This is a genomic window from Alkalimarinus alittae, assembly GCF_026016465.1.
Classification (GTDB): Bacteria; Pseudomonadota; Gammaproteobacteria; order Pseudomonadales; family Oleiphilaceae; genus Alkalimarinus; species Alkalimarinus alittae.
In genome coordinates this window covers 3,915,001-3,933,476 of sequence record NZ_CP100390.1, presented here as the reverse complement: position 1 = coordinate 3,933,476, position 18,476 = coordinate 3,915,001, and the positions used below count along the sequence as shown (strand labels likewise).

18 protein-coding genes (1 of these 18 running past the window's edge) are annotated in these 18,476 nt (G+C 44.5%); 8 read left to right on the top strand and 10 right to left on the bottom strand.

Translation table 11 applies throughout. The features are described from left to right. Positions 1-53 precede the first annotated feature (53 nt). Positions 54-848, bottom strand: coding sequence for a Crp/Fnr family transcriptional regulator (locus NKI27_RS17780; protein ID WP_265047351.1), 795 nt, complete (start codon positions 846-848; stop codon positions 54-56). Positions 849-857: 9 nt separating this feature from the next. Beyond that, the gene (locus NKI27_RS17775; RefSeq protein WP_265047350.1) at positions 858-1,205 is read right to left on the bottom strand and encodes a pentapeptide repeat-containing protein; all 348 of its coding nucleotides are present in this window, start codon (positions 1,203-1,205) and stop codon (positions 858-860) included. 260 nt (positions 1,206-1,465) lie between these two features. Here NKI27_RS17775 and NKI27_RS17770 point away from each other — a divergent pair, with 260 nt between their 5' ends. Further along, positions 1,466-1,840 carry a response regulator gene (locus tag NKI27_RS17770; RefSeq protein ID WP_265047349.1) on the top strand — a complete coding sequence of 125 codons (375 nt, stop codon included), beginning with the start codon at positions 1,466-1,468 and terminating at the stop codon, positions 1,838-1,840. 12 nt (positions 1,841-1,852) lie between these two features. On the opposite strand, the gene NKI27_RS17765 is transcribed toward NKI27_RS17770, so the two are convergent. Beyond that, positions 1,853-3,481, bottom strand: coding sequence for a bifunctional aminoglycoside phosphotransferase/ATP-binding protein (locus NKI27_RS17765; RefSeq protein WP_265047348.1), 1,629 nt, complete (start codon positions 3,479-3,481; stop codon positions 1,853-1,855). 73 nt (positions 3,482-3,554) lie between these two features. On the opposite strand from NKI27_RS17765, the gene mrcB reads away from it, so the two are divergent. Then, positions 3,555-5,897 carry a penicillin-binding protein 1B gene (gene mrcB, locus NKI27_RS17760; RefSeq protein WP_265047347.1) on the top strand — a complete coding sequence of 781 codons (2,343 nt, stop codon included), beginning with the start codon at positions 3,555-3,557 and terminating at the stop codon, positions 5,895-5,897. 23 nt (positions 5,898-5,920) lie between these two features. After that, positions 5,921-6,424 carry a tetratricopeptide repeat protein gene (locus NKI27_RS17755; protein ID WP_265047346.1) on the top strand — a complete coding sequence of 168 codons (504 nt, stop codon included), beginning with the start codon at positions 5,921-5,923 and terminating at the stop codon, positions 6,422-6,424. A gap of 59 nt (positions 6,425-6,483) precedes the next feature. Here the strand turns inward: NKI27_RS17755 and hemL are convergent, their stop codons facing one another. From hemL to NKI27_RS17730, 5 genes are read right to left on the bottom strand one after another with little or no spacing between them, the layout of a single operon-like run. Next, positions 6,484-7,764 carry a glutamate-1-semialdehyde 2,1-aminomutase gene (gene hemL / locus NKI27_RS17750; protein ID WP_265047345.1) on the bottom strand — a complete coding sequence of 427 codons (1,281 nt, stop codon included), beginning with the start codon at positions 7,762-7,764 and terminating at the stop codon, positions 6,484-6,486. 53 nt (positions 7,765-7,817) lie between these two features. After that, positions 7,818-8,474 carry a thiamine phosphate synthase gene (gene thiE, locus NKI27_RS17745; RefSeq protein WP_265047344.1) on the bottom strand — a complete coding sequence of 219 codons (657 nt, stop codon included), beginning with the start codon at positions 8,472-8,474 and terminating at the stop codon, positions 7,818-7,820. 14 nt (positions 8,475-8,488) lie between these two features. Beyond that, positions 8,489-9,295: a bifunctional hydroxymethylpyrimidine kinase/phosphomethylpyrimidine kinase gene (gene thiD / locus NKI27_RS17740; RefSeq protein ID WP_265047343.1), complete on the bottom strand. Its 807-nt coding sequence runs from the start codon at positions 9,293-9,295 to the stop codon at positions 8,489-8,491. A 15-nt stretch (positions 9,296-9,310) separates the two neighbouring features. Beyond that, positions 9,311-9,733, bottom strand: a complete 423-nt coding sequence (gene hemJ / locus NKI27_RS17735; protein WP_265047342.1) for a protoporphyrinogen oxidase HemJ — start codon at positions 9,731-9,733, stop codon at positions 9,311-9,313. 53 nt (positions 9,734-9,786) lie between these two features. Next, positions 9,787-11,565, bottom strand: a complete 1,779-nt coding sequence (locus NKI27_RS17730) for a chloride channel protein (RefSeq protein ID WP_265047341.1) — start codon at positions 11,563-11,565, stop codon at positions 9,787-9,789. 231 nt (positions 11,566-11,796) lie between these two features. Here NKI27_RS17730 and argC point away from each other — a divergent pair, with 231 nt between their 5' ends. From argC to erpA, 4 genes are all read left to right on the top strand, one after another. Further along, positions 11,797-12,855 carry an N-acetyl-gamma-glutamyl-phosphate reductase gene (gene argC, locus NKI27_RS17725; protein WP_265047340.1) on the top strand — a complete coding sequence of 353 codons (1,059 nt, stop codon included), beginning with the start codon at positions 11,797-11,799 and terminating at the stop codon, positions 12,853-12,855. A gap of 36 nt (positions 12,856-12,891) precedes the next feature. After that, positions 12,892-13,638 carry a DUF6776 family protein gene (locus tag NKI27_RS17720; RefSeq protein ID WP_265047339.1) on the top strand — a complete coding sequence of 249 codons (747 nt, stop codon included), beginning with the start codon at positions 12,892-12,894 and terminating at the stop codon, positions 13,636-13,638. Next, on the top strand, positions 13,625-14,104 hold the full coding sequence (locus NKI27_RS17715) for a bactofilin family protein (protein WP_265047338.1): 480 nt from the start codon (positions 13,625-13,627) through the stop codon (positions 14,102-14,104). Before NKI27_RS17720 ends, NKI27_RS17715 begins: the two co-directional genes overlap by 14 nt. 105 nt (positions 14,105-14,209) lie before the next feature. Then, positions 14,210-14,542 (top strand): iron-sulfur cluster insertion protein ErpA, encoded by a 333-nt coding sequence (gene erpA, locus NKI27_RS17710; protein WP_265049551.1) that lies wholly within the window; start codon positions 14,210-14,212, stop codon positions 14,540-14,542. 48 nt (positions 14,543-14,590) lie between these two features. On the opposite strand, the gene NKI27_RS17705 is transcribed toward erpA, so the two are convergent. Further along, positions 14,591-15,730, bottom strand: coding sequence for an anhydro-N-acetylmuramic acid kinase (locus NKI27_RS17705; protein WP_265047337.1), 1,140 nt, complete (start codon positions 15,728-15,730; stop codon positions 14,591-14,593). Positions 15,731-15,732: 2 nt separating this feature from the next. Beyond that, positions 15,733-17,082, bottom strand: coding sequence for an OapA family protein (locus tag NKI27_RS17700; RefSeq protein WP_265047336.1), 1,350 nt, complete (start codon positions 17,080-17,082; stop codon positions 15,733-15,735). Between the two features lie 265 nt (positions 17,083-17,347). Here NKI27_RS17700 and tyrS point away from each other — a divergent pair, with 265 nt between their 5' ends. Beyond that, a protein-coding gene (gene tyrS, locus NKI27_RS17695; protein WP_265047335.1) for a tyrosine--tRNA ligase crosses the window boundary here: on the top strand, positions 17,348-18,476 show its 5' portion. 71 nt of this gene lie beyond the right edge of the window; the window shows 1,129 of its 1,200 coding nt (coding positions 1-1,129); it begins with the start codon at positions 17,348-17,350; the stop codon falls past the right edge of the window.

The following is an 18,476-nucleotide window of genomic DNA, read 5'->3' as shown; positions in this document are numbered from 1 at the left end:
TGAGTTTCCTGACGTAATGGAGATTGATCGAAATTAAAACAGCAAGCAGTATATCATAAAGTGGATTCGACTCGAGCGCAGACGAGGTTGTTAAGTTCAGTAATTTGGTAGGCCATGGTTTGAATCATCTGAAGGCATGTCTCGGGTTGAGATTTTATTAAATCGATGAACTGTTCTTTGGGAACCGTCATCACAGTGCAATTGCCGTTGGCAATAATCGTGGCGTTTCGGGCTTCACCTGTTACAGCGGCGAGTGCTCCAAATATTTCACCCTCATTGATCACGCCTAGAGGTACAGAGTTGACGCTTGCAACAGCCTTACCTTTGAGTAGTGTAAAAACGTGGTCTGCAGAATCACCTTCTCTAATAATGATATCGCCTTCGGAGAATCGCTGAAAACCCGCGGCAGGCCTGATGCCTTGCTTAACACCCGCACCATAAATAGTGCTAAATATGGCACTCTGAATTAATAAAAGATTATGCCATTGTTGCTGTGCAGCTTTGTCGCTCGCTAGCTGGTCGTTTAATGCCTCTGGATTAATGCAGACAACAGTGGAAGTCTCTTCGGTAATGTAAGATAAGGTTTGCTGATCATAGATGTCAAAATGGGAGATAAAATCGCCCTTTTGCAGTATGAAGGCCGTTCTTTCTCCCCAATTTACATGAATCAACCCTCTTTCTACTAAGGCTAGCTGTCCAGACGACAGAGAGTGTGAAATATCTGCACCAGGTAAAAGGGTCAGCTTTTTTCCTGGCCATGTAACCCTGCTATTTAGAGATTCTGAAAGTTCATGATACTGTTCAAGCAGGGCATCAATTGCAGTAGGGTGGTCAGCGGGGAAAAACATAAAAAAGCCTTAAACGTCACAGCGTAAACGCGTGCCATGATTTAGCGACATAATAAGCTCATCTGACGAGATGTTTTTAGGAAAATAACACCCTGAAATTTTGGTTCCGGCTATACTTGCCCCTTCAATTTGTGCATTTCGAAAGTCTATTCCACGCAAGTCAGCACCTCTAAAATAAGCGCTTCTAAGGTCAAGCCCATCTGCGTTCATCCCCCTTAAATCAAGCCCCCTAAAGTCACAGAATTCAAAACTGGGTAATGGTGACGTGTTAGCTTTTGCACTGTTGAACGCAGAAATGTTTTCGCTACGCAGTGTCTGATAAAGGGGGTCGTCAATAATTCTTACTTGATCTGTCATAATCACACGCTCTATCGGATTATTATCATTCGTCTCGGTTTATTTAAGCTATATTGGTTATTGTAGTTCTTATATAGGCATTTATATCTTCTATATTCTTTTCCTTGTTATTGAGCCTCTAGCGTTAAGGTTCTTTGAGTGCTTTTTAGGTTGTTATATAGAGTATAGAATAATTTTTTTTACTTGCTGTATCAGATTGTTATCGAACGTAGTGGGTCAGACAATCTGAAGCCGGATTAGCCACACTGAAGGAGTGCTTTATGGATAAAACAAAAACGATTATGTTGGTAGATGATAGTAAAGTCTCACGCTTAATGCTGAAAGCGATTGTTGAGAATCAGTTCCCTAGTTGGAAGGTACTAGAGGCTGAAAATGCAGCAGAAGCCTTAAAAATATCGCTTTACGAGAACGAAAATATCGACTTAATTACCCTAGATATGAATATGCCGGGTACTGATGGGATTACGATTGCGCCGCAATTAAAAAATAATTGCACCAATGCGGTTATTGCTCTGTTAACAGGTAATGTAACAGACGATGTAATCGAAAAAGCAGAGAAGCAAGGATTATTGTTTATTGCCAAACCTATTACAGAAGATAAAATTATCGAATTGGTTGGCTCGTATGCTTTTTAAGTGCCTCAAAGTTTAACTGCCTAAGTAACTTTTGATCGTGTTGATGGCTAAGTTCAGAGCGTCGGTTTGGTCAGTATGAACGTTAACGGTGTACTTGAGTTCATCCTTTGATAGCGGGTCTGCTGATAACAATTGCTTTTCCAGCGTATCAATCTTGGCTTCTGAGGCATCTTTTTTCTGACTGTTTGAAGGTCGCTGAGCTCTTTTTGTGATTCTGTCTTTTAATACCTTATGATCAGCGCAGCAAGTGACAATCATGTGGGGGACTGCTTGGGATTCAGCGACACTTACTAATAAATGGCGTTGCCATTGCTTTAAATGTGCCGCGTCGATGATGACGGCGTGTCCACTGCCTAATAATGTAGAGGCTAGTGACGCTATATGCAGATAGGTTTTTTGGGTGGCCTCATGGGTGTAGATTCCACCATCTATAGGTGATTGCGTATTTTCGGTTGCACTATAATTGAATAATCTCTTTCGCTCTACATCTGTTCTAACGCGTATAGCCCCTAATTGCTCAACTAAATGGTTGCTGACGTACGATTTACCAGATCCAGAATACCCGTGCATGAGTAAAATATAACATCTAGGAGCTGTATCGTAACTGCTCGCGAGCGCTATATATTGGCGGTAGTGACGCATTAATGAATGGTTAACTTGAGTCGATTTTTCATCGTTATCTGCTTGAAGTGATAAAATAGCGACCTTAGCTCTCACCATTGCCCGGTAGGCTTTGTAAAACGTGAGTAATGCCGCGCCCTGGTAGTCACCGGTAAGCTCTAAATAGTGGTTAGTCAGCTGATTCGCATAGGCCCATTGGCCTCTTTTCTCCAGATCCATCACCAGAAATGCCAGATCGTTAATGGTATCAATCCAGCTAAGCGAAGCATTAAACTCAATGCAGTCAAAAATAACCACGTGATGATTAAATAACGTGATGTTGCCTAGATGTAGGTCACCGTGACACTCTCGAATAAACCCAAGTGCTCTGCGTTGACTAATCAACGGCTTTAAGTTTTGAAAGGTGGTTGCCGTCCACTCCTGTAAAGGCAATAATTCAGTGATGAGTGGTGGCTCCGTTAGCGTGGCTTTAATTTGTTCAAAGTTCTCAACAGCAGGCGCGAAAACGCTTGCGGCTGTGCCAAAATCGCTATTAGGGATGTGAGTGTTAACATTTTGATGGAATGCGGCTAAGCGTTTGGCCAGTATTGCGATGTGCTCAGGTGTTAGTTTTTGTGCTTCTTCCAACACATCTAACAACCCATTTTGATCAAACTGAACCATCCTGACGGCGTACTCAATAGGCTGGCTAGTATTTAAGTCCTGTGCTGTGTTGTCGGATTTTTTGGAATGATCGACAGCCACTATTGGTTGAGTGATTGAGCCAAAAATAGGAATGACATCAATATAAAGGTCGGGTGCTAGGCGGCGATTGAGGCGCAGCTCTTCATTGCAGAAATACTGACGCTTTTCTAATGAAGAGAAATCGAGAAAACCAAAATTGACCGGTTTTTTGATTTTATAGGCGTATGAGCCTGTTAGAATAACCCAGGATATATGTGTTTCGAGTATGCGAAAGCCTTCCGTAGGGTGATCGTATAGCGTAGGATCCTGCAGTGCTTTTATCAGCTCAACACTCACTGTTCACTCCTTGTTGTCGGCAATGCGGCTTACTTAAGTCGTTGCTTAATGGAAATAGGTAATTATCTACATTATGAGTAAGCGAACACCGTCTAAATCTAAAGGGTCTAGTTCACCTAACTCTAAGCATAAGAGTAACCATTTATTGCAGAAACTGCGACCTAGTAAAGGCCTAATTTTTAAGCTGATAGTAGTGTTGTTGGTGGCGCTATTGAGTTGGGTTATTTATCTGGATGCAGTGGTTAGGGCCAAATTTGAAGGCAAGCGCTGGGAAATACCGGCTCGCGTGTATGCTAGACCTCTTGAGATCTATGACGGACTTGCACTCAATGCTGAAAACCTGCAGCTAGAGTTGAAGACGCTAGGGTATAAAAAGACGGTTAAGGCTGACATCCCGGGGACATTTGCGCATCATGGTTCTGGTATTGTCATCTATTCTCGCGGTTTTTTGTTTGCTGACGGTAAAGAAAGTGCCAGACGTGTAGCGTTTTCTATCGACAGTGGTGTTGTTAATCGTTTTTTTGTTGCTAAAGGCGAGCAGAACGAAATACTAAGGCTAGAGCCGCTACAAATAGGGGGGATATACCCTGCCAAGAAAGAAGATCGACAGTTAGTGACACTTGACCAGGTGCCTGAGGGGTTGATTGAGTCGTTGTTGTGGGTTGAAGATCGGGATTTTGAAAGACATATTGGTGTTGCCCCTCTTTCTATTGTTCGTGCCATGCTAGCCAATATGAAGGCCGGCAGAGTGGTTCAGGGAGGCAGCACGCTGACTCAGCAGTTGGTTAAGAATTTTTATCTGAGCCGTGATAAAACTATTATTCGCAAAGCTACTGAAGCGATGATGGCGCTGTTGTTAGAGTTCCATTATGAAAAACGGGATATTCTAGAGGCGTATATTAATGAGGTGTATTTAGGTCAGGCAGGGGCAAGAGCGATTCATGGATTTGGTATGGCAAGTCAGTTCTATTTCGGTAAGCCGTTGTCTGACCTTAGAATTGAACAAAGTGCACTTCTAGTGGCCTTAGTAAAAGGCCCTGCTTATTATGACCCGCGAAGACATCGGGCGCGAGCGTTAGAGAGAAGAAACTTGGTGTTGAGTGTCTTGGCCGAAGAAGGTGGAATATCGCAGAGTGAGGCTATTAAAGCACGAGGAAGGCCGTTAGGTGTTATTGATAAGCCCTCTTATAGCACTAACCGTTACCCTGCGTTTATTGATTTGGTCAAGCGGCAGTTAGCCAGTGACTATCAACCCGAAGATCTACAAAGCGAAGGGTTGCGGATATTCACTACCTTGGATCCTCAGATTCAAGAAAGGGCAGAAACTAGTCTTAAATCGACCTTAGCGTCGATTTCTAAAAAAAGGGCTGACTCGCCTTTAGAGGGCGCGGTAGTTGTGACCGGAAGTGAAAGTGGAGAGGTTGTGGCATTGGTGGGCGGAGCAGAACCTAAATTCTCAGGCTTTAACCGGGCATTGGATGCTATTCGGCCTATAGGCTCTATTATCAAGCCGGCTGTTTATTTGACGGCATTGCAACAGCCAGACAGATATACACTGGTAACGCCGCTAAAAGATGAGCCTTTTGCATTAGAGTTTGAAAACGGTGAACGCTGGACACCAAACAATTTCGATAACAAGAGTCACGGCACAGTCCCGTTATACCAAGCATTAAGTAAATCCTATAATTTATCCACTGCGCGCCTGGGGCTTGATCTGGGGGTTGATGAGGTTTCCGCTACGCTTCGGCTTTTGGGTGTCACCCGACCAATGAATATTTATCCATCATTGTTTTTGGGGGCGACCACACTTGCCCCTATCGACGTAACTCAAATGTACCAAACCATTGCAGCGTCAGGGTTTAATGTTCCGGTTAGAGCGATTAGAAGTGTAACTACCTCGAGTGGTGAAGAGCTTTCGCGCTATGCTTATGAAGTTGATCAAGTGATTGATTCGAATTCGATGCACCTGCTGCAATATGGTTTGATTGGCGTTGCCAAAGAAGGCACTGCGAGGGGTGTCTATCGGTATCTTAATGCTGACCTTACGGTAGCCGGTAAAACCGGCACAACCAATGATTCAAGAGACAGTTGGTTTGCTGGCTTTTCGGGCGACTACCTTGGGGTGGTGTGGTTAGGGCACGATGATAATCGCTCAACGGGGCTAACGGGTAGTTCAGGTGCTCTAAAAGTATGGGGTCAATTAATGAAGCAATTTCCTCAGAGGCCTTTTGACCCGATTAAACCTTCAGGTATCAACTATCGCTGGATTGATGAAAGCACAGGCAACTTAACCCAAGATGGTTGCACAGGGGCAAGGTTCGTTCCCTTTATTGTGGGAAGTGAACCTGTAGAGAGTCAATCATGTACGGGTGGTTTTTCGAGAGCAAGACACTGGTTTAATTCATTATTTAACTAACGGGTGATGAGAAGGAGAATAGTTTGAGCAGAGGATTGAGCAAGTCTTTGAATGGCGAGGTAAAGCTGAGCATTCAATCAAGAGCAGTAGCCCTGTGTATCTTATTGCTAGGTATCTCGCTATCGGGTTGCAGCGTTCAACCGACTGGGGTTATTCCTGCGACGATAGAGGGTGATGGGGCGACTACGCAAATGCAGCAGCCAAAACCACCTCAGGGCAATTTAAATAAGGCATATGAACCATCGGCTCGCACCAATACTAGCTATTTATCGCCTGCCGCAAAGGAGTTAGTTGCAAAGGCCAAGCGATATTCGGGGTCTGGTGATAGTGCGTCGGCACTTCGTTCTTTGGAGCGAGCTCAGCGTATCTCTCCTCGCGCGCCTCAGGTTTATTTAGCGATGGCAGAGGTAAGGTTGCAGCAGGGTGATATTCGTCAGGCTAGACAATTGGCGAATAAAGCCTTGTCGTTAGTCGGGGATGACGATGACTTGAAACAAACAGCAGAGCAATTTTTGAATGGTTTGTGAGTTGTGTTGCCAGCAGAAATAACCACTTAACGGCGGTATTTCTGCTGGCCCGAGTCTTACTACAGTGTCGCAAATACTTTTTCAGCGGCGTCTAATGTCGCTTGAATTTCTTTATGGCCATGAGCAGCCGATACAAACCCTGCTTCATAGGCAGAAGGGGCTAAGTAAACGCCTTGTTCTAGCATGCCATGATAAAACTTCTGGAAGCGCTCAACATTGCATTTTGTGACTTGTTGAAACGTGGTGACGTTGTCTTCTTCGGTGAAGAACAACCCAAACATTCCACCAACTCGACTCACTGAAAACGGGATATTGGCGGCTTTCGCTCGCTCAAGTAAACCGTCTGTAAGTTGTTTTGTATGCTCTGCTAGGCCTTCAAAAAAGCTGGGTTTGGATATTTCTTCTAGCATGGTGAGACCAGCTCTCATGGCTAGAGGATTGCCCGATAATGTGCCCGCCTGATATACCGGCCCTGTTGGCGCAATATATTCCATGATTTCGCGCTTACCGCCAAAAGCACCAACCGGCATACCGCCACCGATTACTTTGCCAAGAGTGGTGAGGTCAGGCGTAATATTATAAACCGACTGAGCGCCTGCAAGCGCCGTTCTGAATCCGGTCATCACTTCATCAAAAATAAGCACCGTGCCGTATTGATCGCAGACTTCACGGAGTCCTTCAAGGAAGCCTGGAACAGGTGGAATACAGTTCATGTTACCTGCAACAGGTTCAACAATAATGGCGGCGACTTGGTCTCCAACCTCAGCAAACGCTTGTTTAACGCTTTCAATGTCATTATAGGTCAAGGTAATCGTATGCTCAGCGACTGATGCAGGAACGCCAGGCGAGTTGGGTACGCCGAGTGTTAATGCTCCTGACCCTGCTTTAACTAATAACGAGTCTGAGTGACCATGATAACAACCTTCAAACTTTACAATTTTGTCTCGGTTAGTATAGCCGCGAGCAAGGCGAATAGCGCTCATGGTCGCTTCAGTACCTGAACTCACCATTCTCACCATGTCGATAGATGGGATGATGTCGCATACCTTTTGCGCCATGGTTGTTTCAATGGCGGTGGGCGCACCAAAACCTAAGCCAGCCTTTAGCTGCTCTTCGACGCTTTGAATAACGCGCGGGTGGGCGTGACCCAATATCATTGGCCCCCAAGAGCCGACATAGTCGATATAGCGCTTATCATCTTCATCTGTAATGTACGCGCCTTCACCTTTCTTGAAGAAAATCGGCGTACCGCCTACACCTTTAAATGCACGAACTGGCGAGTTAACTCCCCCAGGGATAATTTTTTGTGCCGCTTGAAACAGATCGCCTGACTGTGTCATGTCTAATTCCTATCAGTATTGATTGCTGTAAGGCTCCGATTAACGGGAGCATTTTAATGGTTGAAAAGCGTTTGAAAGGCCTTTGCCTTTTTAGCTATGTTATTTGATGCAAAGTTGTCTGACGCAAATAAAGCGTGAATAACCGCTATCATATCAGCTCCGTGGTCTAAAACAGATTGCCCGTTGTCAAGATTAATGCCCCCTATGGCCACTTTTGGTAGCGGTATCTTGTTCTCTACCTGTTTAAAAATGGAGAGATCGGCTGGTGGCGCTTGCTGTTTACTATGTGAGTTGAAGAAACGTCCAAATGCTACATAGCTTGCGCCGTCCGCCAATGCCTGCTCGGCCAAAAGAACTGAGTTATGGCAGGTTGCACCTATGATGGCGTGGGGCCCTAGTTGTGATCGCGCTTCATTTATGGCGTTGTCTTCCTGGCCTAAATGCACGCCCTCGGCATTCACCCGTTTACAAATATCAATTCGATCATTGATAATCAGCGGCCTATTATACGCTTTGCAGCAACTGGCTAATGATTCGGCACGTCTGACTAGCTCAACCTCCGTCGCTGTTTTGTCTCGATACTGAATAAGCGCAGCTCCGCCTATTAATGCTTGCTCAACCGCTTCAATTAGCTGGTTCTCAGGCAGTAGGTCTGGGTCAGTGATGGCATAAAGTCCGCGTAGATGAGGATTTATTTCTGGTTGGTTCATAATCCAGTTGGCACTCATGGTTTGAATATTCGTAATGGTATACGCTGGCCTGATTTTAAAATATACGCACTTTCCAGTGTATGAGAGATAAAATGCTGGGCTTTTTCTATTGCGTGTGTAATGGAGAATCCTTGAGCCATGTACCCCGCAATTGCGGAAGAAAACGTGCAGCCCGTTCCGCGAAACTCCCCATCAACTAATGTAATTAACCAGCGCTGTGCTCGGCCTGGCTGATGGGCGCCGATTGTTAGTGTGTTTTCCAGGGTGTTGTCGGCCATGTTTCTATTATGTCCTCCGGTAACGAGTACTGAGGGACCTAATTCAGCGAGTTTAATTGCCGCATGCGGCGGAGAGGGCTCGCCTGTTAGTGTTTTTAGTTCTGGTTCGTTGGGCGTTATGAGTGTGCAGTAAGGGATAACTTCATCAAGCAGTGTTTGCTGCAGCGATTCATCTCCTAGGAGTCCGCCATGGCTAGCCTTTAATACTGGGTCGAGTATCACGGCGATTGATGGGTTATTGGCTGTTATGCGCAGTAGGCTTTGGGCTACAACTTTGGCATTTTCAGCACTGCCCAGAGCGCCGAGTTTAACGGCAGAGAAATCAAAGTCAGCCTCTAGCGTAAGTAATTGCTGCTCAAGAATTTCAGGCGCTACAGGGTGTGCCTGATGCAGTTTACGAGAGTCTTGAACTGTATTGATTGATATCACCGGTGTACAATGGCATTGCAGTGCCGATAGGGTTTGAATATCGGCCTGAATGCCTGCTCCCCCGCTAGGGTCTAAGCCGGCGATAACCAATACTGCAGGTAATGTTTGAGGCATTTTGCTACTCGTCGTTTAGAAAGGTTTCACAACAACAAGTATGACCACTGCGATTAAAATAAGCACTGGGAATTCATTAAACCATCGATAGAATACGTGGCTTCGGGTGTTTTTGTCATCTCTAAACTGTTTAAGTATATGACCCGAATAGACGTGGTAGATAACGAGTAACGAAACCAGTAGTAGCTTTGCGTGAAACCAACCGCCTGCAAAATAGCCTTGAACGTTATAGCTGAGCATCCAAAAACCAAAAATGAGTGTTGCAATCATTGAAGGCGTTGAAATTCCACGATAGAGCTTTCGCTCCATAATTTTAAAGCGCTCATTACTAATCTCATCTTCGCTAGACGCATGATAGACAAATAGGCGCGGCAGATAAAAGAGCGCTGCGAACCAGCATATAACCGAAATAATATGAAACGCTTTAACCCATAGCAAAATGCTATCTCCTTAACTGATGAAAGTTTAATCTTTTGATTGGTGAGTGATTATCATCGCCTTTTATATTGATAATAACTATCAATATCTGCACGAGTGATTATGCCCAAAACTGTTTTGATCATAGGCGCCGATGTTTTTTCTACTAAAAGAGCTTCAGCCGATGATTCGCTAAACCGATCCATTGCTTCCTGCAGCGTTGCTTGATAATAAAGTGGCGCTATATCCCTTCGCTGCGCAGGTATCTCTAGTAAATCAATCATCACCTTTTCAGCGCTAGGATCAACTTCAGCCTCTTTAAATCTCTGATTGTTTTCTTCTATGTGTCTTGCCAAGTCTGCTGTTGGTAGTGCAGATATGGGCTTTTTATTTTTATCGATGATGATCCATTTGGGTTCGTGCACTAAAATTTCTTTCGCTTTTTCTAGATCTATTAACCGGTTTGAACGGTGTATGTTGCGCTCCATTATTGAACCGACACTGACTCTTCGCAATGCCTGGATGACAGGCTCATTGTGATAATCGAGGCCCTGCTGTTTAAGAATGGTCAAAAATACTGAGCGCTGCTTGAACACCTCGCTAGCGACCATACTAGATACGATGATGATTAGCATACCGGGAAGAATAATGTTGGGGTTGTGTGTCAATTCTAATAACGCCATAAGAGCTGCTAACGGTGCCTGTAACACAGCCCCCATCATAGCCCCCATACCTAGCATGGCATAAAACCCAGTAGACGAAGCGCTTTCAGGTGCAATGAATGCCCCTAGCACACCCATAGCGCCGCCTGCGGTAGCGCCGATAAACAATGTAGGGCCGATAATACCGCTTGGCATGCCGAGACCTACAGATGTTGCCGTCACGAATAACTTAACCAATGCTACAGCACACAGTAGGCCCAGAGATAGCTCACCGAGTATTGTCTGGTTTACGGTGTCATAACCAATCCCCATTATTTCGGGAAACACCATCGCCGCTAGAGCAGTTAAGACACCTCCTGCTAATATACGTAAAAAAATAGGGCGAGACTGAAAACGCATGAAATACTGTAAGTTACGGACAAATATTGCAGAGAGTGTTCCTAGTACAACGCCCATTGCTACCACAAAGGGCACATCCATTAATGACGACATTTCTAGTTGAGGTACAACAAACGCATAACTACTGCCATACACCGATTGAGATATTATCGCCGCCGAGACTGATGCCAGAATAACAGGTGTAAAGCCGGCGATGGTGTACTCCATCATAACGACTTCCATAGCAAAGATAACCCCTGCAACCGGCGTATCAAACGAAGCTGAAATCGCTGCTGCAGTCCCACAACCTACCAATGTGCGAATACTATTGTTAGGTAGTTTCATCTTTTGTCCTAAGAGACTGGCGAAAGCCGCACCAAGGTGAACCGCTGGGCCTTCACGGCCCGCTGAGTGGCCTGTACCCATGGTGACAATACCGGCAAAAAATTGAATGAGAGCGCTCTTGAAGGTAATGTAGCCTTGGTGATACCCCAGACGTTCCATAACATAGGCGATGCCTATTTTTCGTTGGCTAATTTGAAGTTTGTACCAAAAGAGGCCAATAATGATCGCGCCCGAGAGCGGAAGTGCGCCACGAGTTAGCCAGTGGAGTCCTTCAAAGTTCTCTGGATTTTGGTCGGGTAAAAAATATGAAAGAGGCCACTCAATAGCAAACCTGAATATAACAATAACAACCGCAGCAAGGGTGCCTGATATCAATCCGAGAAACGCGAGTTGTGGTAATGCATCAGCGCTAGCGAGTTGATGGCGAAACATCCGGATATTCGCATCTTTTAGTTTATTCCAGAGCATAATAGCCTTAGGTGGAGGGTGACGGGTCAGTTAACAGTGACCTATTCTGACACAAGATGGTATTAATCTTAAATATTTACGATTTTTCCGACTAAAGCTTATGGTAACAAGGGTCGTGGGTATCGTAACATGGTAAAATCTCAGTAAATTTTGAATGGTGACGTAAACTATAATATGCCGCACTAGAACGGTTACTTATTTAGTGGTGCGCAGATTTTTCGCTTAGGAGGCGTGAGTATCGTGATAAAGGTCGGAATAGTTGGGGGTACCGGGTACACAGGCGTCGAGTTATTGCGTTTGTTGGTGATGCACCCTGAAGTTGATTTACAAGTCATTACGTCTCGATCAGAGGCTGGCACGCTTGTATCTGATACATACCCAAATTTAAGAGGTCGACTAGATTTGCCTTTTACCGAACCAGACGTCAACAAACTAGCCGAATGTGACTTAGTCTTTTTTGCTACCCCCAACGGTGTGGCGATGAAACAAGTGCCTGAGTTACTGTCTAAAGGCGTGCGTATTATTGACCTTGCTGCAGACTTTCGTATTAAAGACGTCGCCGTATGGGAAAAATGGTACGGCCAAACGCATGCTTGTCGTGAATTAATAGAGCGCGCGGTCTATGGTTTACCTGAAATTAATCGAGAAGCGATTAAAGGTTGTCAGTTACTGGCGAACCCTGGCTGTTACCCAACGGCTGTTCAGTTAGGTTTCTTACCTCTGCTTGAGAACAACCTTATTCAGACAGATTACCTTATCGCAGATGCTAAGTCGGGTATTAGTGGTGCTGGACGTGGCGCAAGTGTAGGGTCTTTATTTAGCGAAACATCAGGCAGCTTTAAAGCCTATGGTGCATCAGGCCATAGGCATTTACCTGAAATCAAGCAAGGCCTCAATGCGATGCAGTCTAGTAATGTAGGGTTAACGTTTGTGCCGCATTTGCTACCGATGGTGCGAGGCATTGAAGCAACACTTTACGCAAGGTTAACACCGGCATCGCAGAGTGATTTGTCGTTAGAAGATATTCAGGCGTTGTATGAGCAGCGATATAAAGATGAAACTTTTGTCGATGTCATGCCGCTGCGTTCGCATCCAGAAACGAGAAGTGTTAAAGGCTCTAATATGTGCCGTATTGCGCTTCACCAGCAAGAAGATAGCGATACGATTATTGTTCTATCCGTTATTGATAACCTTGTAAAAGGAGCTGCAGGGCAGGCCATACATAACATGAACATAATGTTTGGGTTAGCTGAATCCACTGGTATTGAACATGTAGCACTAATGCCTTAAGGGTTGTTTGGTTGGCAAAAAATTAATAGGGTTGTTATGTCATTAAGGTCTAAGGAAAAGTTGGTTGTTGTACCTCATCGCCCGGGTAAAAGGGCAAGGCAAACAGTGTTTTTTATCGTATCGTCTGTTGCTATTGCGGTGGTGGGTTTTGTTGCAGGTGAGTCTCGACTGACGGTTCAGTATAATGAAGTTGCTGAAGAAAGAGATTCCTTGCTACAAGAACTACAGCAGCTCAGTGAGAGCGATCGGCGCTATCGGCAAGAAATTGCTAACCTTGAGCGAGGAAGGGCAATCGATACTCAGGCAAATCAATCTGTTAAGTTGACGATAAAAGGGTTGGAGCAAGAGGTTAGTCAGCTGAAGGCAGATGTTTCTTTTTATAAGAATATTTTAGCACCAGCGGATAATACTAAGGGTTTACAGGTGCAGAAACTCGAAATTCACGGCACATCAGACAGTAATCGCCACGCTTATAAAGTGGTATTAACACAGGTGGCGAACAATAAACGTTATATAGAAGGTGTTGTGGCGGTTAACTTTATCGGTTCGAAGGGGGGGCAAAAAGAGATTTTGCCGCTCCGAGATATATCTGATGTTAAAGAGCTAGGTATTAAGTTTAAGTTCAGATATTTTCAGGATATTGCGGGTGAGTTAATCCTGCCGGATAACTTCACGCCAGAGAAAGTTCAAATAGTCGCGCAAGCACGCGGCAAGAAAAATACACGAGTTGAACAGACGTTTGACTGGAAGAGCCAGGAGGTTATTGACAATGTGGGGCAATAAGAAATCAAAAGGGCGTAAACCTGTAACTGGGCACTTCGATACTCTGATATCAAACAAAACCCAAATAGAAGGTGATTTACACTTTTCTGGAGGGTTGCATATTGATGGAACCGTGAAAGGGACTATTCGAGCGGATGAAAGTAGTGAGGCTATTATTCGTATTAGTGATGTGGGCGAGGTTCATGGTGATGTGATTGCACCGCACATTATTGTAAACGGGACCGTTCATGGCGATGTTTATTCTTCAAAGCACATTGAACTTGCCGCGAACGCCTCTATTAATGGTAATGTGTATTATCACTTAATTGAGATGGTGATGGGTGCTGAGGTAAATGGAAATCTAGTGCACAATAAAGAGCCGGTTTCTATGACAGACTTATCACAGCATACGAAAGACCATCATGAGAGTAATACGAGTGATGATGAAGAAGATTTTGTAAAGGAAGACAGTCTATCCGCAAGTTAATAAAATATTACTGACTAATAATTGACTAAAACAGTTGGTTAATTGGATAATTGGTAGTCTAGGTTGTTTTCCGTTGGAGGAATTATGAGTGCTGTTGAATCGCACATGCCTGATCCGTTGGTCTTTACTGACGCAGCAGCGTCTAAAGTAAAAAATCTAATAGAGGAAGAGGATAATCCTGAATTAAAACTTCGGGTTTATGTGACGGGCGGTGGTTGCTCAGGGTTTCAGTATGGTTTCACGTTTGATGAAGCGATGGCTGATGATGATACTGCTATTGAAAAAGACGGTGTTATGCTGCTTGTTGATCCTATGAGTTATCAGTATCTTGTAGGTGCAGTGGTTGATTATAGTGAAGGGCTGCAAGGCTCTCAATTTGTTGTTAATAACCCTAATGCGTCCAGCACTTGTGGTTGTGGCTCCTCATTTAGTATCTAAGCGGTATGCCCTCATAACGTTGAGGGTTTACTTTGCACTTATTATCTCTTAATTACCAGAGTAAATGGCCCCGAGAACTCTCTCTTTCTTTGCGCCTGTTACCGATACTAAATTACCGCTAAGATTGTGTAGGGTTCGGTAGGCTAGCCATGCAAATGCCACGGACTCAACGTGCTCAGGTGGAATACCAAGCTCACAGGTTGTGGTGACATGCTTATTAGGTAATAGGGCCTGAAGACGCCTTAGTATGAAGCTGTTGCTGGCGCCGCCTCCGCAAACATAAATTTCATTTATTTGTTCTTCTGTCTTGATTGTTGAGTCGTCAATGATTATCGCATCTGCGATTGTTTTGCAGGTGAACTCTGTGAGAGTGGCTTGTACATCTACTGGCGATAAGTCAGGGAGGCTATTTAATTGGCATTCTAACCACTCAGGATTAAAGAGCTCCCTACCAGTACTTTTCGGTGGTAGGCGTTTCAAGTAAGGCTCTGAAAGCAATTGGTTTAGGAGTGCGTTATTAACTTTTCCTGAGGCGGCCCATTCTCCGTCATAATCAAACTTTTTAGTTTTATGTTTGTAAACCCAGTAATCTAACAGCACGTTTCCAGGTCCGGTATCGAAACCACGCGTAGGTTGTTGAGACCTAGAAACGAGCGTTATATTAGCCATTCCGCCAATGTTGATGATTGCGCGATTAGATGAGGTGCTTTTGAACGCGTCTTCATGAAAGGCGGGTACAAGAGGGGCGCCTTGGCCGCCGGCTGCAATATCTCTTCGGCGAAAATCAGCGACCGTAGTGATCCCCGTCTTTTCTGCAATAGTGTTTGGGTCGGCTATTTGTAAGGTAAAAGGGTGTTGGCCGTGAGGTGAGTGTCGTATGGTTTGGCCATGGCTGCCGATCGCCGATATGTTGTTTGCTTGAATATTGGCTTTGGTGCAGAGCGCCAAAACGCAGTCTGCAAAAATACAGCCTAACTCTCGATCTAACTCGAAAGCGCGTTGAATTTCGTTTTCCCCGCTAGAGCATAAGGCTAGGATGGTGTCTTTTAGCTGTTGGGGGATGGGACAGGAATGTGAGGCTATGATTTTTATGTTGTCGGTGATTTGGACTAACACCGCATCGACTGCATCGATGCTGGTGCCTGACATAAGTCCAATATATAGCGATTCGCTTGTTTGTTTGGTCACGGTTAGTTAGAGGCCAAACGGTAGCTCTGTGAGAGAGTGTCAAGCTGAGACAAGTAAAGATTAGTTTGCTTTTTGAATTCAGCCATTTCATTTTTACTAATCGGGTTGGCTTGAGGTAGCTTAACCTTGACTGAGTTCTTCTGCACGCCGTTAACCTTAAATTCATAATGAAGGTGAGGACCTGATGCTAAGCCTGTGCTACCAACGTATCCGATAATTTGGCCCTGTTTAACCCTGGAGCCAGTACGCACCCCGCGAGCGTATTTGCTCATGTGCGCATATAGTGTAGATATTTTTTGCCCGTGCTGGATAACAACTGCTTTACCGTATCCACCCTTTCGACCAGCATGAATGACTTTGCCGTCACCTGTTGCTTTGATGGGGGTTCCGCGGCCGGCAGCGTAATCTGTGCCTTTGTGAGCTCTTATTGTATGTAATACGGGATGTTTACGTCGAAGATTGAAGTGTGAAGAAATACGCGCAAAATCAATAGGTGTTCTTAAGAAGGCCTTTCTCATGCTGTGGCCCTCAGGGGTGAAGTAGTTCTCATCACCCTTTTTGTCTTTATATAAAACGGCTTTTAATTCGCGGCCTTGATTGTTGAACGTTGCCGCGATGATTTTACCTTCACCAATTTTATTACCATCAATGTAAAGTTCTTCGTACACAAGATTAAACTTATCGCCGTCACGTATATCGAGAATAAAATCGATATCCCAGCCGAAAATGTTGGCAAGTTCCATGATCATTGATTGCTTTAGCCCCGCCTTTTGGCCTGCAAGGAATAGTGAGCTATCAATTTCACCTTCTGCATAAGCGAGTTGCACTTCTGGCTCGATAGAAACTTCCTCGCTGGTAAACTTGCCGTCTTCTCCGCGAGACACAACGAGTGAATCTAGTTGGTTTCTTTGTAGTCGTATTTGTGTGAGCTCATCATTGCTATTCCTAAGGAACGCCAATGTTTCACCAGGGTAGATGTTTGCAAGTTGTTTATTTCGTTTATGTCCTGCGATGACCTGGTACATAAACCCGTCATTAAAGCCTGCTTTTTTGAAAAGTGTCGATAGAGTATCGCCTTTCTTTACTTCGAAGCTGTCCCATTGTGCTAACGTGTCTTCGTCACTTTCTGGTAATTGTGGAGAGGATGAAGCCTGCATGCTGTCTTCAGGAAAATTTTGGCCAGCTGTTGAAGGTTCTTTAGCTTCATTAAGGCTTGCTTCCTTAATTTGTAAAGGAATGGAAATGCGATTAGCTTCAACATCACTGCTAGGGCTCAGTAACAGCATAACGGATACGGCAAGGCCTAAGCCCCCCGCAGCTAATAAGTGAGTTTTTGGAAATTCTCGTGTCACGTTAATACCTTTTATTTCTAGCGCTTATTCGACAGGTCTTGGCAATTCACTTTAAGTATAGGTGATATATTGCTAATAGATCAAAGAAGAATAACAACGATTTCATGAATCAGCACTAAAATCTGTTATAATTGCCAGCTATTTCTTTTTTATAGGTATTATCCTATAAAGTGCTTAGTTTACTCTTGTTAAGCGTAAATTGTGGCTAATATTAGTTAAAATGTATGGCAATAATGTTGCTGCATGTATCGTATGGTGAAGGTTGATGTCCTCAGTAGAGCAAGCGTTATCAGTAATTCGTCGCGGTGTGGATGAGTTACTTGTCGAAGAAGAATTAATTAAGAAGCTAGAATCAGGTAAAAAACTGCGCATAAAGGCAGGCTTTGATCCGACTGCACCAGATTTACACTTAGGTCATACTGTATTGATCAATAAACTAAAGCAGTTTCAGGACTTGGGTCATGATGTGCTGTTTTTGATTGGCGACTTTACGGGGATGATTGGCGATCCTACGGGTAAAAGTGTTACCCGGCCTCCGTTAACGAAGGAGCAGGTTGCCAAAAATGCAGAGACTTATAAAGAACAAGTATTTAAAATATTGGACCCCCAGAAGACGACAGTGATGTTCAATTCTGAGTGGATGGAAAAAATGTCAGCATCTGACATGATTCGGTTGGCTGGCCAATATACAGTGGCAAGAATGCTAGAGCGCGATGACTTTAGTAAGCGTTTCAAGGGTGAGCAGTCAATCGCAATACATGAGTTCTTGTACCCGCTAGTGCAGGGTTATGATTCGGTCGCAATGAAGGCTGATGTTGAGCTTGGTGGGACAGATCAAAAATTCAATCTGCTTATGGGGCGCACGCTGCAAAAGAGTGCAGGTCAAGAGCCGCAAACAATCATAACGGTCCCAATCCTTGAAGGGTTGGATGGCGTCCAAAAGATGTCCAAGTCATTAGGTAACTATATAGGTGTTGCAGATGCCCCTGGTGAAATGTACACCAAAATACTGTCTATGCCTGATGCATTGATTTGGCGATACTTTGAATTGTTAAGCTTTAGGCCAATGTCAGAAATTGAAAGCTATCGAAGCGAAGTTGCGGAGGGGCGCAACCCTCAAGAAGTTAAGCAAATTTTGGCAAGGGAGATTATTGAGCGATTTCATGATAAGGATGCTGCAGATAATGCTCATAAATCTGCAGGTAATAAAATGGATTTGGGGGAGATTCCTGATGATGTGCCTGAAGTATGCCTGGAGCTTGAAGGCCAGTCTGAGATTTGGGTAAATGAAATACTTAGGCGTGCAGGGTTGGTGGTGAGTGGTAAAGCGGCAAAGGATGCGTTGGCGCGAGGTGTAGTGTTTGCTGACGGTGTTAAAGTTGAGCCAGGCTTTA